The organism is Acinetobacter sp. YH16053, from assembly GCF_013417035.1.
GTDB classification, from domain to species: Bacteria; Pseudomonadota; Gammaproteobacteria; order Pseudomonadales; family Moraxellaceae; genus Acinetobacter; species Acinetobacter towneri.
Genome location: NZ_VPEP01000026.1, coordinates 1 through 26,819 on the forward strand (window position 1 = coordinate 1; position 26,819 = coordinate 26,819).

The 26,819-nt window shown below is 39.6% G+C and carries 27 protein-coding genes, 1 tRNA gene and 1 pseudogene; 18 read left to right on the plus strand and 11 right to left on the minus strand.

Annotated features, from left to right (window positions below):
- Positions 1–117, plus strand: a pseudogene (locus tag FTV43_RS12915) (transposase); the annotation flags it as partial.
- 253 nt (positions 118–370) lie between these two features.
- Here the strand turns inward: FTV43_RS12915 and FTV43_RS12920 are convergent.
- Both FTV43_RS12920 and FTV43_RS12925 read right to left on the minus strand, forming a co-directional pair.
- Positions 371–1,696 carry an integrase arm-type DNA-binding domain-containing protein gene (locus tag FTV43_RS12920; protein ID WP_179995661.1) on the minus strand — a complete coding sequence of 442 codons (1,326 nt, stop codon included), beginning with the start codon at positions 1,694–1,696 and terminating at the stop codon, positions 371–373.
- Between the two features lie 168 nt (positions 1,697–1,864).
- Positions 1,865–1,940, minus strand: a tRNA-Arg gene (locus tag FTV43_RS12925).
- Between the two features lie 179 nt (positions 1,941–2,119).
- On the opposite strand from FTV43_RS12925, the gene FTV43_RS12930 reads away from it, so the two are divergent.
- The 7 genes from FTV43_RS12930 to FTV43_RS12960 all read left to right on the plus strand — a co-directional run bounded on the left by FTV43_RS12930 (position 2,120) and on the right by FTV43_RS12960 (position 8,352).
- Positions 2,120–3,055: an ABC transporter ATP-binding protein gene (locus FTV43_RS12930; protein WP_004972815.1), complete on the plus strand. Its 936-nt coding sequence runs from the start codon at positions 2,120–2,122 to the stop codon at positions 3,053–3,055.
- Positions 3,052–3,825: an ABC transporter permease gene (locus FTV43_RS12935; RefSeq protein ID WP_096902393.1), complete on the plus strand. Its 774-nt coding sequence runs from the start codon at positions 3,052–3,054 to the stop codon at positions 3,823–3,825. Before FTV43_RS12930 ends, FTV43_RS12935 begins: the two co-directional genes overlap by 4 nt.
- Entirely contained in the window at positions 3,825–4,640 is an 816-nt protein-coding gene (gene queF, locus FTV43_RS12940; RefSeq protein WP_178318919.1) for an NADPH-dependent 7-cyano-7-deazaguanine reductase QueF, read from the plus strand. The genes FTV43_RS12935 and queF overlap by 1 nt, the downstream gene beginning before the upstream one ends.
- Before the next feature lie 18 nt (positions 4,641–4,658).
- Positions 4,659–5,309, plus strand: coding sequence for a hypothetical protein (locus FTV43_RS12945; protein ID WP_179995662.1), 651 nt, complete (start codon positions 4,659–4,661; stop codon positions 5,307–5,309).
- Positions 5,310–5,760: 451 nt separating this feature from the next.
- Positions 5,761–6,762 carry a lytic murein transglycosylase B gene (gene mltB / locus FTV43_RS12950; RefSeq protein WP_179995663.1) on the plus strand — a complete coding sequence of 334 codons (1,002 nt, stop codon included), beginning with the start codon at positions 5,761–5,763 and terminating at the stop codon, positions 6,760–6,762.
- Positions 6,763–7,056: 294 nt separating this feature from the next.
- On the plus strand, positions 7,057–7,665 hold the full coding sequence (locus FTV43_RS12955) for a septal ring lytic transglycosylase RlpA family protein (RefSeq protein ID WP_004972798.1): 609 nt from the start codon (positions 7,057–7,059) through the stop codon (positions 7,663–7,665).
- Positions 7,666–7,896: 231 nt separating this feature from the next.
- Entirely contained in the window at positions 7,897–8,352 is a 456-nt protein-coding gene (locus FTV43_RS12960; protein WP_004972797.1) for a DUF962 domain-containing protein, read from the plus strand.
- A 34-nt stretch (positions 8,353–8,386) separates the two neighbouring features.
- Here the strand turns inward: FTV43_RS12960 and FTV43_RS12965 are convergent, their stop codons facing one another.
- From FTV43_RS12965 to rpsB, 3 genes are all read right to left on the minus strand, one after another.
- Positions 8,387–8,908 (minus strand): DUF3465 domain-containing protein, encoded by a 522-nt coding sequence (locus FTV43_RS12965; protein WP_104852266.1) that lies wholly within the window; start codon positions 8,906–8,908, stop codon positions 8,387–8,389.
- A gap of 192 nt (positions 8,909–9,100) precedes the next feature.
- Complete coding sequence (gene tsf / locus FTV43_RS12970) at positions 9,101–9,976, minus strand: translation elongation factor Ts (protein WP_104852267.1); 876 nt, start codon at positions 9,974–9,976, stop codon at positions 9,101–9,103.
- A gap of 143 nt (positions 9,977–10,119) precedes the next feature.
- On the minus strand, positions 10,120–10,866 hold the full coding sequence (rpsB, locus tag FTV43_RS12975) for a 30S ribosomal protein S2 (RefSeq protein ID WP_004972791.1): 747 nt from the start codon (positions 10,864–10,866) through the stop codon (positions 10,120–10,122).
- A 208-nt stretch (positions 10,867–11,074) separates the two neighbouring features.
- On the opposite strand from rpsB, the gene map reads away from it, so the two are divergent.
- From map to FTV43_RS12995, 4 genes are all read left to right on the plus strand, one after another.
- Positions 11,075–11,902, plus strand: coding sequence for a type I methionyl aminopeptidase (gene map, locus FTV43_RS12980; protein WP_179995664.1), 828 nt, complete (start codon positions 11,075–11,077; stop codon positions 11,900–11,902).
- 347 nt (positions 11,903–12,249) lie between these two features.
- The gene (locus FTV43_RS12985) at positions 12,250–13,302 is read left to right on the plus strand and encodes an OmpW family protein (protein ID WP_179995665.1); all 1,053 of its coding nucleotides are present in this window, start codon (positions 12,250–12,252) and stop codon (positions 13,300–13,302) included.
- Positions 13,303–13,496: 194 nt separating this feature from the next.
- Positions 13,497–14,708: an MFS transporter gene (locus FTV43_RS12990; RefSeq protein ID WP_179988937.1), complete on the plus strand. Its 1,212-nt coding sequence runs from the start codon at positions 13,497–13,499 to the stop codon at positions 14,706–14,708.
- A 194-nt stretch (positions 14,709–14,902) separates the two neighbouring features.
- Positions 14,903–15,328 carry a VOC family protein gene (locus tag FTV43_RS12995; protein ID WP_178318913.1) on the plus strand — a complete coding sequence of 142 codons (426 nt, stop codon included), beginning with the start codon at positions 14,903–14,905 and terminating at the stop codon, positions 15,326–15,328.
- A gap of 131 nt (positions 15,329–15,459) precedes the next feature.
- On the opposite strand, the gene sthA is transcribed toward FTV43_RS12995, so the two are convergent.
- Positions 15,460–16,875 (minus strand): Si-specific NAD(P)(+) transhydrogenase, encoded by a 1,416-nt coding sequence (sthA, locus tag FTV43_RS13000; RefSeq protein ID WP_042068765.1) that lies wholly within the window; start codon positions 16,873–16,875, stop codon positions 15,460–15,462.
- Positions 16,876–17,162: 287 nt separating this feature from the next.
- Here sthA and lipA point away from each other — a divergent pair, with 287 nt between their 5' ends.
- Both lipA and FTV43_RS13010 read left to right on the plus strand, forming a co-directional pair.
- Complete coding sequence (gene lipA, locus FTV43_RS13005; RefSeq protein WP_179995666.1) at positions 17,163–18,176, plus strand: lipoyl synthase; 1,014 nt, start codon at positions 17,163–17,165, stop codon at positions 18,174–18,176.
- A gap of 211 nt (positions 18,177–18,387) precedes the next feature.
- The gene (locus tag FTV43_RS13010) at positions 18,388–18,774 is read left to right on the plus strand and encodes a carboxymuconolactone decarboxylase family protein (protein ID WP_004972770.1); all 387 of its coding nucleotides are present in this window, start codon (positions 18,388–18,390) and stop codon (positions 18,772–18,774) included.
- Positions 18,775–18,851: 77 nt separating this feature from the next.
- Here FTV43_RS13010 and FTV43_RS13015 read toward each other — a convergent pair whose 3' ends face one another.
- The gene (locus FTV43_RS13015; protein ID WP_004972768.1) at positions 18,852–19,112 is read right to left on the minus strand and encodes a hypothetical protein; all 261 of its coding nucleotides are present in this window, start codon (positions 19,110–19,112) and stop codon (positions 18,852–18,854) included.
- A gap of 206 nt (positions 19,113–19,318) precedes the next feature.
- Between FTV43_RS13015 and FTV43_RS13020 the strand changes: the two genes are divergently transcribed.
- Positions 19,319–19,840: a tetratricopeptide repeat protein gene (locus tag FTV43_RS13020; RefSeq protein ID WP_179995667.1), complete on the plus strand. Its 522-nt coding sequence runs from the start codon at positions 19,319–19,321 to the stop codon at positions 19,838–19,840.
- A gap of 59 nt (positions 19,841–19,899) precedes the next feature.
- Here FTV43_RS13020 and FTV43_RS13025 read toward each other — a convergent pair whose 3' ends face one another.
- The 4 genes from FTV43_RS13025 to FTV43_RS13040 form a co-directional block, all read right to left on the minus strand.
- A complete protein-coding gene (locus tag FTV43_RS13025) occupies positions 19,900–20,538 on the minus strand; it encodes a DUF3592 domain-containing protein (protein WP_179995668.1) in 639 nt (212 codons plus the stop codon).
- 102 nt (positions 20,539–20,640) lie between these two features.
- Entirely contained in the window at positions 20,641–21,222 is a 582-nt protein-coding gene (locus FTV43_RS13030; protein WP_104852275.1) for a hypothetical protein, read from the minus strand.
- Between the two features lie 40 nt (positions 21,223–21,262).
- Positions 21,263–21,862: a DUF3592 domain-containing protein gene (locus FTV43_RS13035; protein WP_104852276.1), complete on the minus strand. Its 600-nt coding sequence runs from the start codon at positions 21,860–21,862 to the stop codon at positions 21,263–21,265.
- Between the two features lie 294 nt (positions 21,863–22,156).
- Positions 22,157–23,083, minus strand: a complete 927-nt coding sequence (locus tag FTV43_RS13040; RefSeq protein WP_167846472.1) for a DUF4424 family protein — start codon at positions 23,081–23,083, stop codon at positions 22,157–22,159.
- A gap of 451 nt (positions 23,084–23,534) precedes the next feature.
- Here FTV43_RS13040 and ahcY point away from each other — a divergent pair, with 451 nt between their 5' ends.
- The 3 genes from ahcY to FTV43_RS13055 all read left to right on the plus strand — a co-directional run bounded on the left by ahcY (position 23,535) and on the right by FTV43_RS13055 (position 26,697).
- Entirely contained in the window at positions 23,535–24,917 is a 1,383-nt protein-coding gene (ahcY, locus tag FTV43_RS13045) for an adenosylhomocysteinase (RefSeq protein ID WP_179995669.1), read from the plus strand.
- A 185-nt stretch (positions 24,918–25,102) separates the two neighbouring features.
- Positions 25,103–25,939 carry a methylenetetrahydrofolate reductase [NAD(P)H] gene (metF, locus tag FTV43_RS13050; RefSeq protein WP_004972760.1) on the plus strand — a complete coding sequence of 279 codons (837 nt, stop codon included), beginning with the start codon at positions 25,103–25,105 and terminating at the stop codon, positions 25,937–25,939.
- Positions 25,940–25,980: 41 nt separating this feature from the next.
- Positions 25,981–26,697: a 16S rRNA (uracil(1498)-N(3))-methyltransferase gene (locus FTV43_RS13055; protein ID WP_179995670.1), complete on the plus strand. Its 717-nt coding sequence runs from the start codon at positions 25,981–25,983 to the stop codon at positions 26,695–26,697.
- Positions 26,698–26,819 lie beyond the last annotated feature (122 nt).

Consider the following 26,819-nt stretch of genomic DNA (forward strand, 5'->3'; position numbering starts at 1 on the left):
TGGAAGCAGATGAAATATTATTGGCGAGATTTTCAAGTCATGACAGCTGATAAAATAGAGCAATGGGTGGAGAGAGTATCAAACCAATTCGGAAAAGAATACATGTTTACTTTTTAATGACAGCTTATAAATCAAAAAACATTAAGATTTACTAAACAGTATATTGAATGAAATTCAATCACACCGCCTCACCAAACTAAAATAATTTCAAAATCAGGGTTGTTTTAAGCATTCAACAAAACAACCCCATGGACGAATTTGTCAATAGCTTTTTTAGCAATATATGGTTTAAACAAAATAAAATTAATGAAATTTAAAATATTAAGATAAACTTAAATTATTTTTTAACATTTTAAATTTTTACTCGATCTTATTTTAATAATTTTGCATATTTAAAATTAATAATATCTTCATGTAGAAGCTTTTGAGTAAAATCATAAGGACTTATATAGCTTTCGCTATTTGCATCCAAATAATCACTCCACCAATTCAGCATTGCTTTCCGTTCTTCCATATATTCGGCTTGATGTACATAAGCAAGTCGAACCTGATCACGTTCTTGATGACTCATTTGCTTTTCTACAGCTTCCTTTTGGAACAATGTGCTTTGCACCAAAGCAGAACAAGCCATTCCCCTAAAGCCATGTCCACAAACATCCTTTTCTGTGTCATACCCAATACGGCGCAAAGTATCATTTACAACCTTGTCACAGATAAAACCTTGAGGGTCACCATTCTTAGGAAACACATTGTTCGTCATTCCGCTATAAACTTTAATATCTTCTAAAATTGAAATAACTTGAGGTGACAAAGGAATAAGATGCTCAGTTTTCATCTTTGCACCGCGATCAGAAAAACGCTGTCCTTTGACCAGTTTACGCACTGCTGGAATCGTCCACATTGCATTCTTAAAATCAAACTCTGTCCAACGTGCAAAACGTATTTCACTTGAACGAGCAAACACATGCAAAGTAAATGCAGTACATAACCGTGTTAAAGGATAGCCATTATCTACTTTCAGTCTTTGCAGTAGTTCAGGTAATTGCTCTAAAGGGAGTTGAGGATAGTGCTTTGTCTTTTTGGTGAGTACAAAAACATCCTTTAAGAAATATGCTGGATTGTCTTCTATCAATCCTCGAGAAATGGCATAAGCAAAAATTGCATTAAAACGCTGGCGTGATTTTTTTAAGACTTCAGTTAAGCCTTTTTCCTCAATTGAACGCAAGACAACAACTAAATCTTTCGACTTCACTTCATCAATCGGTTTATCACCAATCAAAGGAAAGACATAGCTTTCTAAAACACGTAAAGCCTTAATAGAAGTATGTTCAATCCATCTGCCTGTATTGGTATATTCCTTATGCCAATCTCTAGCTACTGCCTCAAAACTAAAAGCATCACTTTTTTTAATTTTTTGAGTTGCTTCATATTCAATTGGGTCTATGTCCTGAGCAAGTAACTTTTCATAGTCACGGCGTTTATCTCTCGCCTGCTTTAAGGTCAAAGATGGAAAATTACCTAAAGTCATTAGTCCATCTTTGCCATTAGTTTTTTTATATTTGTAACGCCAAACCTTAGTACCCGATTTTCGAATGAACAAAATTAAGCCATTCCCATCATATAAAGAATAGTCTTTTTCTTTCGGTTTTGCGCCTGAACACTTTGAATCTGTTAGAGGTGTAATCTGTTTAGCCATATCAAATAAGGATACAAAAATTTATCGAATCCATTATATCCTTATTTGTATCCTTATTTCTTACAACTATATCCTGATAAGATTAGCTATATTTTGGCATATGTATTTAATTAAATATTTGATTTTCAACAACTTATATCTATATTTTGTTTTATTCTTTTATGAAAGTGGTGCGCTCAGCGGGACTCGAACCCACGCCACAGGCTTCGGAGACCTGTACTCTATCCAGTTGAGCTATGAGCGCGCGCTGCACATCATAACAAAAAATTGCTGAAGGTAAAGCAACTATATATAAGTTACGTATTTTTATGCTTATGCTTTAAACAATGTTCCAAACTTGCAACATAGAATTCCATGTAACTTACTTGGTTTATTGACGCGGATCGCTCACAATAGTAGCTCTATTCCTCAAGTGAGAATTTCATGACTGATGCATTGACGTTAAGGGACGTGTCAAAGACCTATCGAAATGGTTTCCAAGCACTGAAAGGAATTAATTTGACCGTTCCTGAAGGCGAGTTTTATGCCCTACTTGGACCTAATGGTGCAGGTAAATCTACAACCATTAGCATCATCAGTTCTCTTACCAAAAAAACGGCAGGTACTGTCGAAATTTTTGGGCATAATCTAGATACCCAACCATCCCAAGCCAAGCAATGTTTAGGGGTAGTACCGCAAGAATTTAACTTTGGTCAGTTTGAAAAGACCTTTGATATTTTGGTCACACAAGCAGGCTATTACGGCATCCCTAACAAAGTTGCCGAACAACGTGCCGAAGAATATTTAGAAAAACTGGGTTTATGGGATAAACGTGCCACTCAAGCGCGAATGCTGTCTGGCGGTATGAAACGTCGTTTAATGATTGCACGTGCCATGATGCACGAGCCGAAACTGCTTATTTTGGATGAACCCACTGCAGGTGTAGATATTGAGCTGCGTCGTTCAATGTGGGATTTTTTAACAGAGATGAATGATAAAGGCACCTCAATCATTCTCACTACCCACTATTTAGAAGAAGCCGAAATGTTGTGTCGTCGTATCGCGATTATTGATCGTGGTGTGATTAAAGAAGACACTTCCATGAAAAACTTCTTAAACCAGTTAAGTGAAGAATCTTTTATTTTCGATTTAGCTGAACCGATTCAACCCATTCATTTAGATATTATTGGTGTACGTTTCAACTTAATTGATGCAGTGACCCTAGAAGTCACTATGGATAAAGCTCACACCTTAAATGATTTATTCCAACTTTTAGAAGCACAAGGCATTCGCGTGCGCAGTATGCGTAATAAGTCCAACCGTCTAGAAGAGTTATTTGTCAAAATGGTCGAAAAGAATTTAGATGGAGCTGCGCAATGAATTTTACCCAACTACGGATTGCACTCTATACCTTAGTGCATAAAGAAGTTCGTCGTTTTATGCGCATATGGCCTCAAACCTTGCTCCCGCCAGCCATCACCATGAGTTTGTACTTTGTGATTTTTGGTAATTTGGTCGGTTCGCGTATTGGTGAAATGGGCGGCTTTAGCTATATGCAATTTATTGTGCCCGGCTTAATTATGATGGCAGTCATTACCAACAGCTATGCCAACGTATCTTCAAGTTTTTTTAGTGCAAAATTCCAGAAAAGCATTGAAGAACTAATCATGAGCCCTGTACCTTTGCATGCCATTTTATGGGGCTATGTTTTGGGTGGTGTTAGTCGTGGCGTATTGGTCGGTATTATTGTCACCACCATGAGTCTATTCTTTACCGACCTTTATATTACCAATTGGTTTGTTACCATTTATACCGTATTAATTACGTCCTTTTTATTTTCATTAGGCGGTTTTATTAATGCTGTTTATGCCAAATCATTTGATGATATTTCTATTATTCCAACTTTTGTACTGACTCCACTGACTTATTTAGGTGGTGTATTCTATGCCATTAGTGCCTTAAGCCCTTTTTGGCAAAATCTCTCTTTAATTAACCCTGTGGTGTATATGGTTAATGCTTTCCGTTACGGCATTTTAGGACATAGTGATGTCAACGTGACGATTTCATTATCTGTGATTACACTATGCTGTGCAGTGCTTTATGGTATTGCCTATCATTTACTTTCTCGTGGTTCAGGAATGCGTGAATAATGAGTGTTGAACAATCTCTTCTTGGTAAAGACACCAATTATCCTACAGAATATCAACCCGATATTTTGTTCCCTATTTCACGTGCTGCTGCACGTGAAAAATATGCAGATGTTGAGGGAATTCAACTCGGGCAAGACTGGTGGCACGTTTTTGAAATTTCGTGGTTGAATACCGCAGGTGTTCCACAGGTTGCGATTGGTCGGATTACGCTACCTGCCTCATCCCCCAACCTGATCGAATCAAAATCATTAAAGCTCTACTTTAATAGTATGAACTTTACTCGCTTTCAGTCTGAAGCCAATTTCATTGAAACTGTTGAGCATGATTTAACGGCTGCAGCACAAGCACCTGTTACGCTAACTTTATTTAAGGTTGATGATTTGGCAATTAGCCAACCTGAAGGTATTTGTATTGATCAGCTCACGCCTGAGCGTTTAGAGCAGCATCCTGACCCAAGTTTATTGCAATTCGATTTAGAACAAGCGGAAGATATAGAGGTACAACTTTTCTCACATTTATTACGCAGCAATTGTCCTGTCACAGGACAACCTGACTGGGGCACGGTTTTTATCCGTTATCAAGGCAAAAAACCTTGTTATCGCAGTATTTTGGCTTATATTATTTCTTATCGTCAGCATAATGGTTTCCATGAACAATGTGTGGAACAGATGTTTGCAGACATCTGGCAAAAATTCGCACCAGAAAAACTGATGGTATATGCAACCTATACACGTCGTGGTGGTTTAGACATTAATCCTTGCCGTGTATCGGACTTAACATGGATGCCTCGCCCTATTCGTTTAGCGCGACAATAACAACATTGAGGTTGAACAATGCCATTTTTTGGATTCATTCCATCTGCAGAATTATTAAATACGATTGAAACTGCACAACAGAAAAAAAATTCAAGTGAGCCGCTGTACCCACTGCGCGACAAAACCGCATTAATGATTAATGAAGAAATCATTGATGCCATTTTAACCGAGTTGGTACGTCGTTTTCCTGCCAGCGATAAACGCGACACTGCCGAAAAACTTGCGGGCTATGTCAAATCTACCGTTGCAGTACTCCTAAAACAATTATTAAGCAAAGCGCCAAATGATGTCGTGAAACAATCGATTGAATTTTCTGAGCGCAGTAGCTTTAAAGATGCAGCAGGCAATGCACGTGTAGGTGAAACGCTCGATGCAAGTTTAGTGACCAACCTGAAACACAACTATGCCGAAATTCAAGCAGGCAATGAAGTGAACAAAGCTGCTTTAACCGAACTATATAAACAGTTTGCAGAAGCGACGGTACGCCACTTTATGAGCGACTTTAACAAAACCCTCGATTTGGGCATGATTAAGCGTAAAGCAGCAGATATTGGCGCAGCAGCGGTAATTAAAGCTGTCCATATTGCGGTGGATAAAATCATCCCTAATTTAACCAAAGAGGAACTTTTGGTTTTAGCGGAATATCACGACACATTATTCCATTATTAATATCAGAAAGCTGAGCTAGTGATGTGTTTTAAGCGCTTTTCTTGCATGTTATTTGCAAATAGCAAGGACCACATCTTGCTATACGCTTACACAGCACAAACTGAAGATGCAGCATTCCTAAAAGATGCAACCTACCTACATAATGCCTGATTTCGATCAGGCATTTTTATATGCAGTTGAAGATTGTGATATGGCTGCAACTTTTGCACAATCAAGAATAACTTTTTGCACCTAGATTGAATTTTGTTACAAATCCTGCGCGCTTTTTACACATTCTTTGTCTATTTTTGTATAAGTTTTTGCAAACCAATCACGCATGAATGCTATCTTAGCCGCTTACTTCGCTTTCGCAGTTTGGCCCCAATAGCGGCTTATTCTCATATATAAGTAGCAACTTATTTACTGCATATAAATAAGTTGTGTAAATCATCAATTTGGAATTTTCCTCAATATGTTCAAACTTGATTTTTATAACAAACTAAAACGTCTTTCTTTACTCATTGGTGCATTTTCTATCACCAGTTTTTGTCAGGCCAATGATTTCCAAAATCATCCGTCTTATGCCAGTTTTAAACAAAAAACCATGCAGACCTATGGCTTGAGTGCAGCACAAGTCGATTGGGCGATGGAAGGCTCTAAAAACTTACCCAATATCATCAACATCATGAACCGCCCAGGCGAAAGTAAGCCTTGGTACGACTATAAAACCAATTTCCTTGCAGAAAGCACTATTCAGCGCGGTGTGCGCTTTAAACAACAATATGCAGACACGCTCAATCGTGCTGAACAGCAATTTGGTGTACCGCAATCCATTATTTTAGGGATTCTGGGTGTAGAAACAGGTTTTGGAAGCAATAAGGGCTCTTTTGTAACCCGTGATGCCCTTGCCACCTTAGGCTTTGGTTATGAACGTCGCGCGGAATACTTTAAAGATGAACTCGCAGCACTGATCGAATGGTCATATAAAGATGGTGTGCCAACTTCTTCAATTGTTGGTTCTTATGCAGGTGCTGTTGGTTATCCGCAGTTTATGCCTAGCAATATTCCAAAATTTGGGGTCGATTATGACGGCAACGGACATATTGATCTACGCAACTCGGCAGTCGATGCCATTGGCTCCATTGCAAACTACTTGGCACAACATGGCTGGCAGCGCAATCAACCCATTGCATTTGCTGCACGATATACAGGCAACAATCCTGACAGTGTCATTGCCAAAGATTTGACCCTGCCAACACCTTATGGGGTTTTAAAATCGCAAGGCGTGATGCCAATGAATCCAATTGTGCAAATAGATGACCTCGACTTGGTCAATGTCATTCAATTACAAGAAAATTATGGTCATATCTACTATATAACCTACCCAAATTTTCAGGTGATTACGACTTATAACCGTAGCCGTATGTATGCGACTGCACTGTGGTTATTGGGCACTGAAATTGCGAGTCGCTAAGTACAAATTTAAATATAAAACCAAAAAGTCAAGAAATATTTTTGACAATTTGATCATAAAACAAACTTTTTACATATAATGTTACAATATTGATTATTTTTTAATCAAATAGAGTTGGTTTTTGGTACTTTTTGTCATTATTTTCGTATAAAGACTAGACACCTTTAGTGAGGGATGAATATTATCCATTTCGTCAAATGTAGTCGAAAAAGTGAAATTACAGACAGGATTACCACTATTTCAATCAGTTAAGAGCGAAATAAGTTAAAAATTCTGTCTTCAGGAGTTCAAACCATGCATAGTTCACTTAAATACTTACTTGCACTTTCTGCAGCTGTTGCCCTAAGTCAGTCGCAAGCTGAAATGGTGCAATCATCATTCAACAATGATAATGAGTCATCTAGCCTAGCTGCGCGTGTACTCAACAAAGAAGCACAAAGTTTTAATTCACATTTCTCAAATTTGAATAGCCTTTCAATCACCGAACGTTCAGGCGACCAAATCCGTCGTCAAACAATTGCAGCAAAAATTGAAATTCCTGCTGAAGAGCCTTCAGTGATTGAAAAGTTAAATACAGTGGCATCGAACACTGTACGTAAATTTAGCCAAACAGGTATGGCATCTTGGTACGGTCGTCAATTCCACGGTCGTAAAACTGCAAGCGGTGAAACGTTCGACATGAACGCAATGACTGCTGCACACCGTAGCCTGCCGCTAAACTGCTATATTCGCGTAACCAATAAAAACAATGGTAAAAGCGTTGTAGTTAAAGTAAATGACCGTGGTCCATTCCATGGCAACCGTGTACTCGATCTTTCTTATGGCGCTGCAAAACAATTGGGCATCACCAATGCAGGTACTGCCAAAGTAAGCATTGAGCGTATTGACGGTCCAAACTCTTAAGATTCGCTTACACGACTTCACATTTGACTTAAAAGCCACAGCAATGTGGCTTTTTTAATGCCTGTAAGATTTACAGTCATCCCATGCATGTCTGCACAAAGATGATCCACACAAATTTTGTTGCCACTTCATTTTGAAAATATGAATACTGTTTTGACCGCCTCACTGTTCTCAGTTATATTTTAGACAGTCAAACAATAACAACGGATGATCAGTCTACAGGAGTAGCACATGAAGACAGTAAGCGAGTGGCTAGATGAATACAGCGAGAGCCATCAAAATAAAACCAATAAATTAATTCACTGGGTGTGCGTACCTACGATCTTTTTTTCGATTGTCGGCATCTTGGCGCATTTCAGCGCTTTACTAACAACATTACTTCTGGTGCTCAGTTTTATTTTTTATGCACGTTTAGACTTGGTTCTTGCAGTTGCAATGGCAGCATTAATGCTGGTAATGGCATGGCTGATTTATGTTTTGCCTGTTGGAATGGGTTTTTATATCGCAATTTTTGTTTTGGCGTGGATTGGGCAGTTTTATGGTCACAAAGTTGAAGGGAAAAAGCCTTCATTCTTCAAAGACCTCCAATTCCTTCTCATTGGCCCAATTTGGTGCATGGATGCCTATTTAGGTAAAATCCTACCCTCTTGGAAAACACGTCGTAAAAACAGCATTATGAGCATTTAAACGCTATATCCTATTTTCGTTATCGGAAGAACCGTTATTGATAGGTTCTTCCTTGATGTTTTAACCATCCGCCCACGTGTTTGTTTGCTGGATCATGATGCGTCCAGTGAATCACCCCACCCTTATCTGAGTATTCATATTCACCAAAAAACTCAACAGTATCACCTTTTGCAATATTGGTAATTCGTGGTGCAAGATCAATATTATGTGCAACCAATACAGTTTGCCCATTATTCAGTTTTAAAATAAATTTTTGATGACGTGAGCCTTCGTTGTCATCCGCTAACACTGCAATGACCTGCCCACTCGCACGGACTTGTAAATCGCTCTGTTTGCGCTCAAACGCACGTTCAATCAGCTGAACACCCTGAGCATCATCTTGCAGCGTATCTCGCTGTACGTCTAACTGCTCTTTTTCATCTTGTGATGTGCGAGCAGTGCTTGTAGTTGGCGCGCTTGATGTTTCAGACTGAAACTGTTGTAAATCTATGCCAAAAAATGCAGCAATTAACACCACAATAATTGCGCCAATGCTTAAATTCTTTTTATTTGCCATATAACCTCCTTGTTCTGATTCCACCCTATACGATTAAGTCAATTATTCGTAACATACTGATTTAAAATTAATATCTTTAATCTTCATCTCAATATTTATGCCACGATTGCATATTGCCAAAATCTATATTCACAAAAAAACCCCAAAATAAATTGGGGCTTTCCTTACAAAATATTTTACCTTAAGTAAAAATTATTTTGCAGCAGCTTGAGCAGCAGCAACTTCTTCAGCGAAGCTCATTTCTGTTTTTTTCTCAATACCTTCGCCTACTTCGAAACGAACGAATTGAGCAACAGTTGTACCAGTTGCTTTTAATACTTCAGCAACTTTCTTCTCGTTGTCAATTACGTACATTTGACGATCAAGCGCAACTTCGTTCAAGTATTTTTCAACTGAACCAGTTACCATCTTCTCTACGATGTTTGCAGGCTTACCAGATTCAACTGCTTTCGCTTCTGCAATTTCTTTCTCTTTAGCGATAAGATCAGCAGGAACTTGTTCAGCAGTAACAGCAACTGGGTTGAATGCAGCAACGTGCATTGCAATACCTTTACCAGTCGCAGCATCACCTGTGTAAGAAACAACAACACCGATTTTTAAACCGTGCTTGTACACAGCAAGGTTTTCACCTTCAACGATTTGTGCACGACGAACTTGGATGTTTTCACCAATTTTTTGAACAAGTGCAACACGTGTTTCTTCAACAGTTGCGCCATCTTCAAGTTTAAGTTCAGCAATTTTAGCAGCATCAGTTTCGTTTGCAGCAAGAGCAGCAGCAGCAACTTTCGCAGAGAAACCAGCAAAGTTTTCGTCTTTTGCAACGAAGTCAGTTTGACAGTTTACTTCTAAAAGAATCGCTTTGTTGCCTTCTTGAACGATTGTGATTGCACCGTCAGCAGCAATGTTACCTGCTTTTTTAGCAGCTTTTGCTTGACCAGATTTACGAAGGTTGTCAATCGCTAATTCGATGTCACCGCCCGCTTCTGTTAATGCTTTTTTACATTCCATCATTGCTAGACCAGTACGATCACGCAATTCTTTAACCATGCTTGCTGTAACTGCAGTCATGTTTATCTCCTAAAATCGGTAGAAAATGAATTCTTTTTTTAACAGAAACGGCCCAGAGGGTGTCTCTTGGGCCGTCTGCATACATGACGCTTACTTTGCCACCATCACATGTCGCAAAAATGACAAGCTTACGTCAAAACGCATTAAGCCTCAGAAGCAGGAGCTTCTTCGCCTTTTGCTTGAGCATTGGCTTGAGTTTGAGCGTATTCTTTACCAGCAATGATCGCATCAGCCATTGAAGAAGCGTAAAGTGTTACTGCACGGATCGCATCGTCGTTACCCGGAATAACGTAGTCTACGTTGTCTGGGTTAGAGTTTGTATCAACGATACCGATTACAGGAATACCTAAGTTTTTAGCTTCTTTAATTGCAATTGCTTCGTGATCAACGTCAATTACGAATAATGCGTCAGGTAAACCACCCATGTTTTTCACACCGCCTAAAGCGCGCTCAAGTTTTTCCATTTCACGGCTACGCTCTAAAGCTTCACGTTTAGTAAGCTTAGCAAAAGTACCGTCAGTAGACTGAACTTGAAGATCTTTTAAACGGCTGATAGATTGGCGAAGTGTTTTCCAGTTCGTCAACATACCACCTAACCAACGGTGATCTACATACGGTTGACCAGCGCGTTGAGCTTGTTCACGGATGATTGCAGAAGCAGCACGTTTTGTACCAACGAACAAAACTTTGTTCTTTTTGCTAGCCAATTGGTTTGCAAAGTTCAAAGCATCATTTAACGCAGGAACAGTGTGTTCAAGGTTGATGATGTGAATTTTGTTACGCGCACCAAAGATGTATTGACGCATCTTTGGGTTCCAGAAACGTGTTTGGTGACCAAAGTGTGCGCCAGCTTGAAGAAGGTCGCGCATGCTTACGTTGTAATCTGCCATTTTCTTTACCTTAAATGTTTGGGTTAGGCCTCCATATATCCGCATTCTCCACCCCAAAGGGCACCCAGAGTAATGTGACGATATATGTGCGGATTTTTAATTTCCCTTTTACCAAGCTCTTTGAAACATATTCATAAAAAGCATTTGATAAAATGGGCGGCTATTTATACCATAGTCACACACAAATTTCCAAAAGTTTTTAAAGATCATGAACACAACTTATCAAGCACCTCGTCGACTCATCAAAACCGCAGAAGATATTGAAAAAATGCGCGTGGCAGGACGACTGGCGGCAGAAGTTTTGGAGATGATCAAAGCACACGTTAAACCAGGCGTTACTACGCTCGAACTGGATACGATTTGCCATGACTATATTGTCAATCAACAACAAGCTATTCCTGCCTGCTTAGGTTATGGTGCTGCTCCGGGTCGTCCAGCATTCCAACACACCATTTGCACATCGGTTAACCATGTGGTTTGTCACGGTATTCCGTCAGAAAGTAAAGTGCTGAAGAAAGGCGATATTTTAAATATTGATGTCACAGTCATTAAAGATGGTTTCCACGGCGATACCAATATGATGTATATCGTGGGTGGTGAAACTTCCATTTTAGCCAATCGTTTATGCAAAGTTGCCCAAGAAGCGATGTATCGCGGTATGGCAACCGTTAAACCCGGTTCAACCATTGGTGATATTGGTCATGCGATTCAAAAATATGTTGAATCTGAACGCTTTAGTGTCGTGCGTGAATATTGCGGTCATGGTATTGGGACGACCTTCCACGATGAGCCACAAGTATTGCACTATGGTCAAGCCAACACAGGCATGATTTTAGAAGAAGGTATGACTTTTACCATTGAACCAATGGTCAATGCAGGCGTATGGCAAACCAAATTACTTGGCGATAAATGGACAGTGGTGACCAAAGACCACAAATTATCGGCACAGTTTGAACACACCATTTTGGTCACCAAAGATGGCTTGGAAGTGCTGACTGCCCGCCCTGATGAAGATTTATCACGCTTTCAAGTCTAAGCTTTAATGATGGTTAGCTAAAATCTGTCATTGGCTAGAAATTGAAGCAGTCTGTCAAAAAGATCAGTTTTAAACTGGTCTTTTTTTATTTACTTGCTTTAAAGGTCCTGAGATAACTTTTAAAATTCAAAAGATTATATAAAAACTTAACACTAAATAATTAATTTACTGCGTTTCAACTACCCGCTATATAGTTAACAAAAACTCAATATAACTTTCATATCACAAACAAACAATTAAAAAAATATGCTGTAAAAACAACAGTTTTATTTTCCCGCACCATTTCATAATGCCTCACATAACAAAATCGCAAATAACAACAAGCACAATGGACATGGAGTTCCGTTATGAAAAAAACCTTATGCTGCCTTGCAATCAGCAGCTTACCAATTGTGAGTTATGCCAATTCACCCTACTTCAGCTTACAGGATGGCGATGGTTTTAAACGCTTTTCTGTTTCGGTTGGTGCACTGCATGTTATGCCGCAAGGCAAGGCACAACCTTTTCGAGTCAATACAGCTATTCAAAATGGCTACACAGCCGATGTCGGTGAGGTTCAATCCCAAACTGTAAAAGATAATTTACGTGACGGTTTTGAGCCACCCCTATTATTAAGTGGGGCATTAAATTTGCTGCCTACCGTTCCTGCCAACATGAGTGGACAAGCCACAATTTCAGGTTTGGAGCAATGGGATAATCCTGGTACAGGTTTAGAAGCAGATGATGTCACCACGCTGGGGATCATCAGCAACTATTTCTTTACCGATAATCTCTCTTTTGAAGTCAAAGGTGGTATTCCCCCTAAAGTTGATTTACAAGGCAAAGGTAAAATCTATGCACCCTTCTCAGCAATTGCACGTCCATTAGGCGGCGCATTGGGTGAGCTTGAATTACAGAATGATATTTTCATTACCGATTTAGAAGCACATGGCCCTGCTGCTTCTGCCCGTGCATGGACTCCAGCGTTTGAGTTTCAATACCATTTTGGTAAAACAGGTGTGAATAAATTCCGTCCTTATGTCGGTGTCGGATTAATGTACGCTTATTTTAATGAATTAGAAATTAACCCACGCACTGAACAAGATCTGATTGCCGCAGGTCACATGATTGCCAATATTAAAGAAGGAAAATCAGGCGCATCTTTAGAAGGCAAACCAAGTTCAGCCAACCCAAAAGTTGAGTTAGATGCCACCGATGCGTTTGCACCTGTTGCCACCGTAGGTTTTACCTATGACTTTAATGAAAAATGGTTTGCAGTTGGTTCACTATCTTATGCACACCTTAAAAATGAAACCACCATTACGGTGACCGATGCCAAACATGGTGAATTGATTCACTCTAAAGCAGATATTGAAGTGAATCCGATCATTGCATACGCTGGCTTTGGGATGCGCTTTTAATCTCTAATTTTACTTTTCCACTTTCAACTAAATTTAAGACGGCTACGGTCGTCTTATTTTTTCTTACACTATTTAATTAAAGCAATCGCTTCTATCTTGATAACTCAATTTTATCATTTGATGAATTTTATTTTATCGCGCTCTTGAGCTGAATCGATTACCATAACAAGCTGTTAGCCATACGTGGATGCCTTATGTCGAATGCTCAATTTTCCAAACCTCTAATTTATATGTTAATTGGAAGCGCCATTATTTTGGCATTATCGCTTGGGGTTCGGCATGCATTTGGTTTGTATTTGGTGCCTATGAGCCATGAATTTGGCTGGGGACATAATGTCTTTAGTTTAGCCATTGCCATGCAAAACCTAATTTGGGGTGCAGTCCAACCCATCACAGGTGCTTTTGCAGACAAATACGGTAGTAAAATTGTAGTTGCAGTTGGTGGCGCACTGTATGCACTCGGCTTATTGCTCATGGCCGTCAGCTCGACAGGCTTATTGCTAAATTTAAGTGTGGGTTTAATTTTAGGTTTGGCACTTTCTGCAACCTCTTTCCCTGTGCTACTTTCTGCAGTAGGTCGCGCTGCTCCTCCAGAAAAGCGTAGCCTTGCAATGGGTATTGCCAGTGCTGCAGGCTCGTTTGGGCAATTTATCATGTTGCCATCGACCTTATTGTTATTACAAAGTGTAGGTTGGTCGGGCGCATTAATTGTCAGTGCGATTTTAATTGTCTTGATTGTTCCTTTGGCATGGATGCTCAAAGCACCCATGTATCAAAACCCTAATGCAAGTTCAGTCAGCCAACCCGCTTTAGGCTTTAAACAAGTTTTGGTGATTGCCAAAAACCATAAACCCTTTTGGTTTTTAGCTTTGGGCTTTTTTGTCTGTGGTTTTCAAGTGGTGTTTATCGGGATTCACCTCCCTAGCTACTTAATTGATCATGGCTTTAATGCAACCACAGGCACAGTTTTTCTAGCACTCGTGGGCTTATTTAATATTGTAGGCACCTATACCGCAGGTTGGTTAGGCGGTCGCTATTCGAAACCGCACTTGCTGATGTGGCTTTACGGACTACGCGGTATTGCCATTATCGTCTTTTTAATCCTGCCTTTAAGCATCTGGACAATTTATGCATTCGGGATCATTATGGGCTTATTGTGGTTATCTACAGTGCCTTTAACCAATGGTATTGTGGCAAATATGTTTGGGATTAAGTACCTGACCATGCTCAGCGGCATTGTGTTTTTCACACACCAAGTCGGCTCATTTTTTGGTGGATGGCTTGGCGGTTTAAATCACGATCTGACAGGTAACTATAATGCAATCTGGATTGTTTCTATTGCTTTAAGTGCGTTTGCGGTCTTGGTCCATTTTTGGGTAGATGAGGAGCACGTCATTCATGATTAATTCTTTATTGAATTTTAAAGTATTGCTCACACTTGCCATCACTGCCCTTTTTGGCTTATCGATCTTTTTATGGATGCAAACGCCACAACTATTCGAATATTTTAATCAGGCGTTTTGTGCGCATTAAAACCCAATCTCTAAAATATTAAGTCTATTTTGCTATTCAAAATTCCGCTTTAGACATGGAGCGTCTTATGCAGATTCAATTGCATCGTGGAAGACTGATTGACCATATTCATCTTGTGGTGAATGACCTTGAGGCAAGTCGAGCATTTTATACCGCCATCTTGGCAGTGTTGGATATTCCAGTTATGGGAACAGCCAATGATCACTTTTGGGCAGATGAACTCTTTATCTCGTCAGTAGAAAGCCCTGCCGCACAAGGTACACTCACTGGGCGTCATCATCTCGCCTTTCAAGCTAAAAATCGTCAAATGGTCAATGCTTTCTATCTTGCAGCATTGGCGCATGGTGGTAGATGCAATGGCAAACCTGATGAACGTGCTTATCATCCTGGTTATTATGCAGCTTATGTGCTTGATCCTGATGGTAACAATATTGAAGCTGTTTTTCATGGCGAAGCACAACGCAGTGCAGCATCGGTCATGATTGATATTTAATACTCTATGTTCCACAAATCAACTTTCCCTCAATGCATAAATTTTCCTACAGCAAGGCAATAAAAAACACCCCACAAGAATGATCTTATGGGGTGTTTAAAATTTTCTATTTTGCAGTCAGCAGAATCTGCTTAAAACAAACGATTCATACCATTTAAAGTTGCTACACGGTAAGCTTCAGCCATGGTCGGATAGTTAAATGTTGTTTCAACAAAATACTTAATGGTATTGTTCGGGCTGTTCATCACCGCCTGACCAATGTGGATAATCTCTGCCGCATTATTACCAAAGCAATGCACACCCAATACTTCCAAAGTGTCACGGTGGAATAAAATCTTCAATTCACCCACTGTATCACCCGTAATTTGCGCACGCGCTAAATGACGGAAAGATGCCTGACCAACTTCATAAGGAATTTTTTCTTCCGTCAATTCCTGCTCAGTTTTACCAATCGAAGAAATTTCTGGAATGGTATAAATACCTGTTGGAATATCGGTCACAGGCGCAACATTTTCTTCGCCACTCATATTTGCACCCGCGCAACGACCTTGGTCATAGGCAGCTGATGCTAACGAAGGCCAACCAATTACATCGCCCGCAGCATAAATATTCTCTACTTCGGTTTGATATTGATCATTCACCGTTAATTGACCACGGCTGTTTGGTTTAAGTTCTACGTTTTCTAAACCTAAACCATCGGTATTACCTGAACGTCCGTTACACCACAAAATCGCATCGGCTTTGATTTTCTTGCCACTTTGCAAATATAAAACCACGTGATCATCAAAAGTTTCTAAATGATCAATTTGCTCATTGTGGCGAATCAGCACCCCTTGCGCACGCAAGTGATATGACAAGGCATCTGAAATTTCATCATCCAAATAGCTGAGCAATTTGTGCTGAGTATTAATCAAATCAACTTTATGATCTAAACCAATGAAGATGGATGCATATTCACAACCAATCACACCCGCGCCATAAATAATAATTTTTTGAATCGAGAAATCCAAATCCAAAATTTTGTCTGAATCAAATACACGTGGATGGTTGAAATCCAACATTTCTGGACGATATGGACGGCTACCTGTCGCAATCACAATTTGCTGACACATAATGGTTTCTTTAATGCCATCTGCACCAAATACCAAGACCGTATTTTTATCTTGGATATAAGCACGACCATGATAAATCGCAATTTCATTACGGTCATAAAAGCGAGAGTGCGTTTCAACTTGCTGCTGAATAACTTTATGCGCACTTTGCAACACTTGCTTCATGGTGAACTGACGCCAATCGCCCATTTTTTTAAACATTGGGTCACGGCGATAACGGATAATATTCGACACTGTCTGACGCAATGCTTTACTTGGAATGGTACCCACATGGGTACAGTTACCGCCAAGCTGCTCACGAACATCTACAATCGCAACACGCTTACCAGATTTGGCAAGTTTCATTGCCGCGCCTTCACCCGCAGGGCCTGAACCGAGAACAACCGCATCGTACTTCACGAAAGTTCCACTAACGACCTCTTTTTTACGTGGCATTCAACGCTCCTTTTCTTTAAATCTGTCTTTTCAATGGGCTATATTATGACGTAAATCTTTTGAATTTTCTGTATTTACTGTGCATATATTACGTGATAACCACATTTTTTATATGAATATCGTTTTTACCCAATTTAAGCACAATTTCGTTATAATAACCGTCTTATGATGAAGTTAAGGTGACATTTTACTTTTGCACTTAGATTCGGTTTAATCAGACTCTATTTCACGTAAAATCTAGCCTACACTAAATCTCTCCCCTTTCAAAAACAGTGGAAAAGTTGAATATGTCTGCAAACCGTAAACCAGAACAGGGTGTCAAACTTCGTGGTGCTGAAAAAGTCGCACGTATTCCTGTAAAAGTTGTTCCTACGGTTGAAACGCCTCGCAAGCCTGACTGGATTCGGGTCAAAATGACGGCACCTGAAGAAGTTCAACGCATTAAAACCACTTTGCGTCAGCAAAAATTACATACCGTTTGTGAAGAAGCCGCTTGTCCAAACCTTCCAGAATGCTTTGGTGGTGGTACTGCAACCTTTATGATCATGGGTGATATTTGTACCCGTCGCTGCCCGTTCTGTGATGTTGCGCATGGTCGTCCAAATGCACTAGATCCTGAAGAGCCACGTCACATGGCAGAAACCATTGCCAACTTAGGCTTAAAATATGCCGTGATCACCTCTGTAGACCGTGATGACCTATTAGATGGCGGTGCGCAGCATTTTGTAGATTGTATTAAAGAAACCCGAACGCTCAGTCCAGACACCTTATTGGAAATTTTGGTGCCAGACTTCCGTGGTCGTATGGATATTGCACTACGCATTATGACTGAATGTCCGCCAGATGTTTTCAACCACAATATTGAAACTGTGCCACGCTTATATAAAGCCATGCGTCCGGGTTCAGACTATCAGCACTCTTTGAACTTGCTGAAAATGTTTAAAGAATATTGCCCAGATATTCCAACCAAATGCGGTTTGATGGTAGGTATTGGAGAATCTGAAGAAGAAGTTATTGCACTGTTAGATGATCTTAAAGCGCACGATGTAGATTATGTGACCATTGGTCAATATTTACAGCCATCTAAAGAACATGCGCCAATTGACCGCTTTGTAACACCTGAAGAATTTGAGCGTTATACAGCGCATGGTCAAAAGTTAGGTTTTAAAAATATTTGGGCTGCGCCAATGGTACGTTCAAGTTATTTTGCAGACCGTCAATATTATGGTGAACCTGTACCAACAGTACGTCGTAAAGCCGACCCTGCTAAAAAAATTAGCGTGCAAACCATTGAAGCTTAACACTCGCTTATTTCAAAATTTGCGATAAAGCTAAAACAGCCCCGACTTTATGTTCGGGGTTTTTTATACCTTGTGGATATATTAAAAATAGATAGATGTGAATATTTTTTGATGGTCTACGACCAAGTGCGCATGGTGTCATCGCCATAAATTGTTAATCTATGCACTTAATCTATACACCGAGCTCAAACAATAAAGCAGGGATAGTAAAATGTCACAACAAGACTATGACAATGGCTTAAAAGTTCGCACTGAAGTCATGGGCGAAAGCTTTGTAAAACGCGCACAGGACAACACTGTACCATTTACCCAACCTTTGCAGGACTGGATTAATGAACATGCATGGGGTTCAACTTGGCAACGTGAAGGTGTGTTACCACGCAAATATCGTTCCTTAATTACTATCGCCTTTTTAACTGCTTTAAAAAGCCCGACAGAGCTTAAAGGACATATTCGTGGTGCGCTAAATAACGGGGCAAGTGTCGAAGAAATTCAGGAAGTCTTGTTACACAGCTTGCCTTATTGTGGCGCACCTGCAACTCAGGAAGCTTTTCGCGCAGCGTTGGAAGTTTTGGCAGAACATACTGCAAATACTTAAACGCAATCTAAATCAAAAAATATAAACGCTCGACATTTCACTAAAACTATTTGGTGAAATGTCGGTAGAGTTGAGTTTTAAATCCAATACACATTAAAGCTATAAAAGAACTCATTTAACTCAAAGCGCACCTGATAACCCAAATCAGTCAGCTGTGCCGATAAATTTCGAATATCTTCTAAAGGTAAATGTTTTGGCAGCACAGTAAAAACTGCGGTATTGCCCTGCTTGGCATTCTCTTCGATTAAAGACGCCAAACGCTGCTTATATAATTCAATATCTAGCTTGGCATGATCTGAATAAACTTTTGCTTGTTCAGCAGTTAAAAAATTTGCCATCTTATTGTTCTCATTATGACCATGTTTAACATTCAGCATATTGAAACTTGACGATATGGCTCAAGTGATTTTTTGTTATTGTCTGCATAAACGCATGATCAATTAACCCTAATTTTTTAAAAAAAATCACACCGAAGATGGCTTTTTCGCAGCAGACCTTTTAGGCTATCGCACAATCTTATGTTGTAATTTTGCTGGATGACATTATGTCAGAATCTGTTTCAATCTCCCCTGCGCTAATGAACCGCGCCATTGCAGGACAAGCCGATGCCCAATTTGAAGTGGCGGTGCTGTATATGCAAAGCGATTTTAATGAAGATATTGAATTTGCCGAACAATGGGCGCTCAAAGCTGCCGCAAACGGACATATCGAAGCCATGTATTGGCTTGGTGAAGGCTATACCGTATATGCCAAAGATGTTCTAGAAGATGACCCTGAAGATGCCAAACAACATTTTGAAGATGCTTTTGTCTGGCTCAAAAAAGCCAGTGATGCACAACACCCTGCCGCTATTTTAGAGTTGGCAGGCTACTACCGTCGTGGTGATGTGGTTGAGCAAGATACAGCTCGCTCTATTGAATTGGTGGAGCAAGCAGCAACACTGGGCGATGTCCAAGCCATGCGTGATATTTCGTTTATTTATGCCAATGGTTTAGGTATAGATGCCAATGAAGAAAAAGCCGATTACTGGACTGAAAAAGCAGAAGCTGCTGAGAAAACTGAATAAGAAATAAGCCGAGTATTTACTACTCGGCTTTTTTAAATCTATCTTATAAATGCACATATTTAACCTGAATGAGCTTTGTATGCTTGCTGCTCATGCATGGTATTTTTTGGGCTAACCGCTTTGACATTATAGGGTAACCCTATAAAAGCCTGATCCTGTTTCTCTTTCCAACGCTTCCAAATAGGATACATTTTGACAAGAAATGTGAGCAGTGCTGCGCCCCCCATAAAATCATAAAAATGTCCAACGGTGATACCGTACCCTTTAAACATCATCATTTGTGCAGCATCACCGCTGAGTAATGAATGAAATCCCAAAATAAGACCAATGGGGACAATCAATAGACCAGTCAGCACCAGCAATAAAATATTACGCTGCTCAAGTTCTTTTTCTGTCATTGCTATAGGCAGCTCTGGATGCACCACCAAATTGACAATTTCACCTTCTTTGTATTGCTGCGGTGCGGATGCATCTCCTTGTAGCTGCCACGTCTGTCCTTTATGTGGATATTCAATCACAGGAAGCTGTACTGTATAGCTACCCCCACCTTTAGGTCGCTGCATGGTTTTTTCTTCAAGAGCCACCACACGTCCAATTACCTTGAGCCCATGTTGCTTAAAAAATTGATTTTGCTTTTTTACCCAAATCACCAAAGTAAGTAAGCCGCAAAAAATAAGCGCAAATAAAATATAAGTCATTGTTCATTCTTCTTTTGTTGAGTTGATCTAGATTCTTTTTTATATATTGTCAATTTCTCCGTCTTAATCAGGCTGCTCTCGTCATTTCTCTTGACTCCTGTGCTATTGATCGACCAAATCCGTGTTTTTCTCCAATGGTATGCCAGTTAAAGCAATTTTAAAGATTTCAGAAAATGCGGATGCTGCTTTAATAACAGCGATAAAAAACATGATAGAAAAAAACAGCTCTGCATAAAACATTGGATGAGCCACTGAAATTTTGGCAAGCTCAATACCATCTTTAAAATACACATTTGCCACCACTAAACCAACAATACAGGTCACAAGACCAATCGCAGTGAAGATATAGCCCACTGCTTTTATTTCCTCAATAAAATGTACGGTCATTGCCGTGTCTAAATGAGATTGAAAAACATAAATTTCAATATTTTGGTTCATTTTTACAGGTGTCATTTGCCCCGAAAATTGATCAACAAAACGACGTTTCTGTGCTTGAAATTGATATTCAATGATCGGAAGTCGGCGACTCGAATCCTTTGTTTCAGATGAAAAATCGACAATACGTCCGTAAATTTTTATCCCGTGTTGCTGAAAAAATGTATTACGCCATAAAATCATAGCGCCAACAAAGGTAAAACAAGCACCGACAAAAAAGACTCCAATAAATGTGATTATTTCAAGCATTGACCTCCCTCCACTCGTTCATTTTCGAAGCACTACATTTTTATATCGAATGGTCTGATCCCTGTTCTAGGCAAATTGCATTATCAGTTAAGCCCCATTTTTTTGTCGCATTGGGCAAGTTGAACATCCATAAAAGGTTTTCACGCTGCCAAAACAAAGTAAAAAACATCACGATAGCAATCACGCCCATCCCGATAAAAAACTTTTCGTCCAATAAACTGATTTTAATGTCGTTAAAATTATCGATGATTAAATGCAGACCTAAACCATTAAAAAGCAGACCTAAACCTAAACAAATAAAAATTAAAATATGACCATCTCTCAGATCTGGCTCACTTCGAACCAAACTCGGATGCTCAGGCTTGAAATGTAATCTGACAAAAGCATCTGTATTTTGATTGTATTGGCGGACGTCATATTCTGCTTCGTATTGCCAAGTTTTACCCTGAAAAACATAGTGAATAATGGGTCGATGTACAATACGCTGGGTTTTACTTGAACTGAATTTTCGAATCTGAATATCGACTATACGTCCCTGCACTTCAATCACATTACTTTTAAAATACTGTGACTGTTGATACAGCACCCATGCTAAAAATAGTGTGCCCATCCCAACCAAGAAAAAAACCAAGCTAATCATGGCTGACGTCCTTATTTTTTAATTTTTAGAACGGCTATAAAAATAGATTAGATTTTGTCATAGCACTTTAATGGTGCAAGTATCGCCAATAATGCGTGTATTTACAAAACTGCTAGATTTTTCATTAAAATTTTTTTGATATAAATCAAAAAATATGTTGTTGATCCTGTTCAAAGTCTTACAGATGAATGCATGGAATATTTACTTTTTCATCTAGGGATGAATGATGCAACAGAAGGAAAATTCCAGTATTTTCAAGTGAAAGAATGATCTGAAATTTTCCTGATTTTTGAATTAATAACGACGTGTGGTATCTAAAAACAAAATATTTAAATCTTGCTGAGGTGTAAATTTTTTCTCTTGAATTTGGAATCTCGTTGGACTGATCTTCTTAATTTTACCATCCCAACATAACGAAATCAGTTCGCTTGCATCACGCTCAATTGTCAATTTAAAATTTTGTATTGGCTTTGCCCAATTGGCACCTGTAGTCAAGATATAACCTAAAGTTGCTATGGGTGCATGTTCCGCATTCTTCTTTTTTAGACCATTTAAAAAAGCACGATCCATACAAAAGTCTTTCGCATCTTGTTCTAAATACATAGCAACTGAACCACCCACTAAAGGACGATACTCATGTTGTACCCGTGTCATTGCTCCTGCTTTAAAGGTCTGCGGCCAGCTATAAATCACTTCTGATGACCACTCTAGTGAACCTTGATTATCAGTAAAATATTTCTTTAATTTTGGATGCTTACATTGTTGTACTTTTTCCCAGTAATAGTCAGAATCACGGACTTTACGTGTCCAAGGATTCAGTAAATCCTGCTGTGTGAAGCCACATTGTTTAAATTCAGTGGTGACATCAACATATTGTGGATTCTGCCAATCACCCAATTGTAGATAAGCACGCACATGCATGCTGGGCTGAATCTTTTTCCCATCGACTTTCACCTGAAAACTTTTCAACAAGCCCTCAGTATCTGCAAAGTCCGAGTCAAAGAAATTTTCCACCTTCGGCAAAGGAAATAAAATATTTTCCTTGATGTCTTTGTTGCTTAAATTTTTAAATTGATAATCAACTTTGATGATTTTTTTACTGATATAGAGATCTTCGCTATACATCTGAATATCTTTATTTTTCAGGTACTGTACGCCACTGGTTGCCACATAACCTGTGCTATCGTTGGCTTGAACCATATTCAACATCAAGCTACCCATTACAATCCCGATGAGGTTGAAAATTATTTTTGTTTTCATCTGATTTTCCCCATTTTTATTATGTTTAACTCTGTTAAACACAATTTCAAACCACTGCTCTGCTGAGAAACAGTGAGAACTTTCAATTTTTTGTGAATCATTTCACCTCAAATCATAACCGATTAAACGCCAAAATCAGGCTCAATAAGAACGACAAATTTCGATTTCTTAATACGATAACCAATTTTCATGTACATGCAGGGCATTTATTGCTTGTTTTTTATATAAACAATTTAAGATTGGAACTAAAACTAAATCCAAGTACAATACCCTGCTAGTCGAGGGATGCTGCGACGTTTTACAGGCACGAAATGTAAAATCGCCAGGCTCGACCAGCATAGCAACGCGTTTGCTATGCAAGAAACGGCATCCGCGAACTGAATGATCAATTGTTTTTTATAAGGAGATCGTGATGAACGCGGTTAATGCTTCATTTACAGATTATAAAGTTGCCGATATCACACTAGCTGATTTTGGTCGTAAAGAAATCAAACTTGCAGAAGCAGAAATGCCAGCCCTTATGGGTTTGCGTAAGCGCTACTCAGCTGCAAAACCTCTTGCAGGCGCGAAAATTCTCGGCTGTATCCACATGACCATTCAAACTGCTGTTTTAATTGAAACGCTAGTTGAATTGGGCGCAGAAGTTCGTTGGACTTCTTGTAACATTTTCTCCACTCAAGACCACGCTGCTGCAGCAATTGCTGCTTCAGGTGTGCCTGTTTTTGCTTGGAAAGGCGAAACTGAAGAAGAATATGTATGGTGTCTTGAACAACAAATTAATGTAAATGGCACACCATGGGATGCCAACATGATTTTGGACGATGGCGGTGACTTAACTGCACTTGTTCACGAGAAATATCCTGCATTATTAGAGCGCATTCACGGCATTACTGAAGAAACCACTACGGGCGTACAACGTCTAATTGAAATGTGGAAAGATGGTTCTTTAAAAGTGCCTGCAATTAACGTCAACGACTCTGTGACTAAATCTAAAAACGACAATAAATACGGTTGCCGTCACTCACTCAACGATGCGATTAAACGTGGTACAGACATGTTATTGTCTGGTCGTCGTGCATTGGTTATTGGTTATGGTGATGTAGGTAAAGGTTCTGCACAATCTTTACGTCAAGAAGGCATGATTGTTCGTGTTTCTGAAATTGACCCAATTTGTGCAATGCAAGCATGTATGGATGGTTACGAAGTTGTATCTCCGTACAAGAATGGCGTACAAACAGGCAATAAAGCAGACGTGAACCTAGAGCTTTTAGAAAATACTGACTTGATTGTGACTACAACAGGTAACTATCACGTGTGTGACGCAGCAATGCTAGATACACTTAAAGCAGGCGCTGTTGTATGCAACATTGGTCACTTCGATACTGAAATCGACACCAACTACTTACGTGGTTATAAGTGGGTTGAAGTGAAGCCACAAGTACACCAAGTGTATCGTTCAGAAAACGAAAACGATTATTTAATCTTGCTTTCTGAAGGTCGTTTAGTGAACTTGGGTAACGCAACAGGTCACCCATCACGTATTATGGATGGTTCATTTGCTAACCAAGTATTGGCACAAATGCACTTATTTGCAGAGAAATTTGCCGATCTTCCTGCCGATCAAAAACAAGCGGCAATTCGTGTTGAAATCTTACCGAAAAAACTAGACGAAGAAGTTGCTGCTGCAATGGTTGCTGGTTTTGGTGGTGTATTAACACAATTGACTCAAGTACAAGCGGACTACTTAGGTGTAGCTGTTGATGGTCCGTTTAAATCGGATGCTTATAAATACTAAGTATTTAATCCCTCTGCCTAACCCTCTCTCATAGGGAGAGGGAATGATTCATTGTTTAATGAATGAGTTAGAAGGTAAGTCCTCTCGTGAGCAAGTTTAAAACATTGCTTTTTTAAACCCAGCACAAGAGAGGATTTAGGAGAGGTGAAAAAATATAAATAAGTATTTATAACAAGGATTTAATCATGACCAAACAAGTTCCTATTTCATTTGAATTTTTCCCATCTAAAACCGATGTAGGTGCAGAAAAACTCAAAGTTGTGCATCAAGAATTACAACTTTTAAATCCAGAGTTTTTTTCTATCACTTATGGTGCAGGTGGTTCTACTCGTGAACGTACTTTATCGACCATTAGCGACTTCAATGGCAAAGGCACACCTGTAGCGCCGCACCTGTCTTGTATTGGTGATGACAAAGCGCGTATTGCTGAATTGCTTGATATTTATAAAGCACAAGGCATTGACCGCATTGTGGCTTTGCGTGGTGATTTACCTTCAGGTCAAGTTGGTTTAGGCGAATTGCCGTATGCGTCTGACTTGGTGCGTTTTATTCGTGAACATTCAGGTGATCATTTTCACATTGAAGTTGCGGCTTATCCTGAAATGCATCCACAAGCAGACCACTTTGATCAAGACATTAAAAACTTTGTCACCAAAGTAAATGCTGGTGCCAATGCTGCCATCACCCAGTTCTTTTTTAATCCAGATGCGTACTTTTACTTTGTAGAACGTATTCAAAAGCAAGGTGTGAATATTCCTGTTGCGCCTGGCATTATGCCGATTACCAATGCCAGCAATTTAATTCGCTTTGCAGATGGTACAGGTGCAGAAATTCCACGCTGGATTCGTAAGCAATTAGCAACCTATGGTGATGACACAGCTTCAATCAAAGCCTTTGGTCATGAAGTGATTATTAAACTGTGCGAACGCCTGATTGCAGGTGGTGCACCAAGTTTGCATTTTTACACCATGAACAACACCGAACCGACTCGTCAATTAGTGACAGATCTTGGTTTGGCTTAAGCTGTATTTTTCATATTTATTGACTTGAACGAGTAATCCCTATGCCCCGTTTTTATATTGAGGCTGAATTAGCAGTAGATACACAAGTTGAACTGACTGAAACAGTATTTCATCACTGGGTGAAAGTACTACGCGCACAAGTCGGTGAAACCGCCACCTTGTTCAATGGGCAAGGTGGTGAATATGAAGTGGAACTGGTTGAAGTTACCAAAAAAACAGCGCAAGTGCAGATTAAAAGTTTTAATCCAGACAATCGCATCCCAAGCTTTAGCGCCTTATTAGGACAAGTAATGAGCAAAGGCGATCGTATGGATTATGCGATTCAAAAAGCGGTAGAGCTTGGCGTAACTAACATTCAGTTGCTCACCTCTGAACGCTGTGAAATGCGCTTAAAATATGACCGCGATCAAAAGAAATTAGATCATTGGCAAGGCATTGCCATTGCAGCCTGTGAACAATGTGGCATGAATATCGTCCCGAAAATTTTAGCCCCACTACGTTTAGAGGACTGGCTGAATAGCGACCTTCCTGCCACCAAACTAGTGTTAGCACCGAATAAAGATCAAGTAGATGTACTAAACAATGCCAGTAAAGATTTGGCTTTATTAATTGGGCCTGAAGGTGGTTTAAGCGAAACAGAAATTAGCGCTGCCAATGCGGTTGGCTTTCAAAACTGGTGTATTGGTACTCGGGTATTACGCACTGAAACCGCACCTGTGGTTGCTTTAGCTCTCTTAAATTATCGCTTGGCTGGGTAGTGTTCAAAAAACTGTGTCATTTCCTTAAACTGTTAAAAACAGGAATGATGCATTATGGCAACTACATTTGATTTTGAAACAGCCTTAAAACAACTCCAGTCAGGACAAGCACTGACTGGAGA

What these genes read in the sequence shown, in the direction of transcription:
- FTV43_RS12920 (WP_179995661.1), bottom strand. Translation starts at nt 1,696, where the DNA reads ATGGCTAAACAGATTACACCTCTAACAGATTCAAAGTGTTCAGGCGCA.
- FTV43_RS12930 (WP_004972815.1), top strand. Translation starts at nt 2,120, where the DNA reads ATGACTGATGCATTGACGTTAAGGGACGTGTCAAAGACCTATCGAAAT.
- FTV43_RS12935 (WP_096902393.1), top strand. Translation starts at nt 3,052, where the DNA reads ATGAATTTTACCCAACTACGGATTGCACTCTATACCTTAGTGCATAAA.
- queF (WP_178318919.1), top strand. Translation starts at nt 3,825, where the DNA reads ATGAGTGTTGAACAATCTCTTCTTGGTAAAGACACCAATTATCCTACA.
- FTV43_RS12945 (WP_179995662.1), top strand. Translation starts at nt 4,659, where the DNA reads ATGCCATTTTTTGGATTCATTCCATCTGCAGAATTATTAAATACGATT.
- mltB (WP_179995663.1), top strand. Translation starts at nt 5,761, where the DNA reads ATGTTCAAACTTGATTTTTATAACAAACTAAAACGTCTTTCTTTACTC.
- FTV43_RS12955 (WP_004972798.1), top strand. Translation starts at nt 7,057, where the DNA reads ATGCATAGTTCACTTAAATACTTACTTGCACTTTCTGCAGCTGTTGCC.
- FTV43_RS12960 (WP_004972797.1), top strand. Translation starts at nt 7,897, where the DNA reads ATGAAGACAGTAAGCGAGTGGCTAGATGAATACAGCGAGAGCCATCAA.
- FTV43_RS12965 (WP_104852266.1), bottom strand. Translation starts at nt 8,908, where the DNA reads ATGGCAAATAAAAAGAATTTAAGCATTGGCGCAATTATTGTGGTGTTA.
- tsf (WP_104852267.1), bottom strand. Translation starts at nt 9,976, where the DNA reads ATGACTGCAGTTACAGCAAGCATGGTTAAAGAATTGCGTGATCGTACT.
- rpsB (WP_004972791.1), bottom strand. Translation starts at nt 10,866, where the DNA reads ATGGCAGATTACAACGTAAGCATGCGCGACCTTCTTCAAGCTGGCGCA.
- map (WP_179995664.1), top strand. Translation starts at nt 11,075, where the DNA reads ATGAACACAACTTATCAAGCACCTCGTCGACTCATCAAAACCGCAGAA.
- FTV43_RS12985 (WP_179995665.1), top strand. Translation starts at nt 12,250, where the DNA reads ATGAAAAAAACCTTATGCTGCCTTGCAATCAGCAGCTTACCAATTGTG.
- FTV43_RS12990 (WP_179988937.1), top strand. Translation starts at nt 13,497, where the DNA reads ATGTCGAATGCTCAATTTTCCAAACCTCTAATTTATATGTTAATTGGA.
- FTV43_RS12995 (WP_178318913.1), top strand. Translation starts at nt 14,903, where the DNA reads ATGCAGATTCAATTGCATCGTGGAAGACTGATTGACCATATTCATCTT.
- sthA (WP_042068765.1), bottom strand. Translation starts at nt 16,875, where the DNA reads ATGCCACGTAAAAAAGAGGTCGTTAGTGGAACTTTCGTGAAGTACGAT.
- lipA (WP_179995666.1), top strand. Translation starts at nt 17,163, where the DNA reads ATGTCTGCAAACCGTAAACCAGAACAGGGTGTCAAACTTCGTGGTGCT.
- FTV43_RS13010 (WP_004972770.1), top strand. Translation starts at nt 18,388, where the DNA reads ATGTCACAACAAGACTATGACAATGGCTTAAAAGTTCGCACTGAAGTC.
- FTV43_RS13015 (WP_004972768.1), bottom strand. Translation starts at nt 19,112, where the DNA reads ATGGCAAATTTTTTAACTGCTGAACAAGCAAAAGTTTATTCAGATCAT.
- FTV43_RS13020 (WP_179995667.1), top strand. Translation starts at nt 19,319, where the DNA reads ATGTCAGAATCTGTTTCAATCTCCCCTGCGCTAATGAACCGCGCCATT.
- FTV43_RS13025 (WP_179995668.1), bottom strand. Translation starts at nt 20,538, where the DNA reads ATGACTTATATTTTATTTGCGCTTATTTTTTGCGGCTTACTTACTTTG.
- FTV43_RS13030 (WP_104852275.1), bottom strand. Translation starts at nt 21,222, where the DNA reads ATGCTTGAAATAATCACATTTATTGGAGTCTTTTTTGTCGGTGCTTGT.
- FTV43_RS13035 (WP_104852276.1), bottom strand. Translation starts at nt 21,862, where the DNA reads ATGATTAGCTTGGTTTTTTTCTTGGTTGGGATGGGCACACTATTTTTA.
- FTV43_RS13040 (WP_167846472.1), bottom strand. Translation starts at nt 23,083, where the DNA reads ATGGGTAGCTTGATGTTGAATATGGTTCAAGCCAACGATAGCACAGGT.
- ahcY (WP_179995669.1), top strand. Translation starts at nt 23,535, where the DNA reads ATGAACGCGGTTAATGCTTCATTTACAGATTATAAAGTTGCCGATATC.
- metF (WP_004972760.1), top strand. Translation starts at nt 25,103, where the DNA reads ATGACCAAACAAGTTCCTATTTCATTTGAATTTTTCCCATCTAAAACC.
- FTV43_RS13055 (WP_179995670.1), top strand. Translation starts at nt 25,981, where the DNA reads ATGCCCCGTTTTTATATTGAGGCTGAATTAGCAGTAGATACACAAGTT.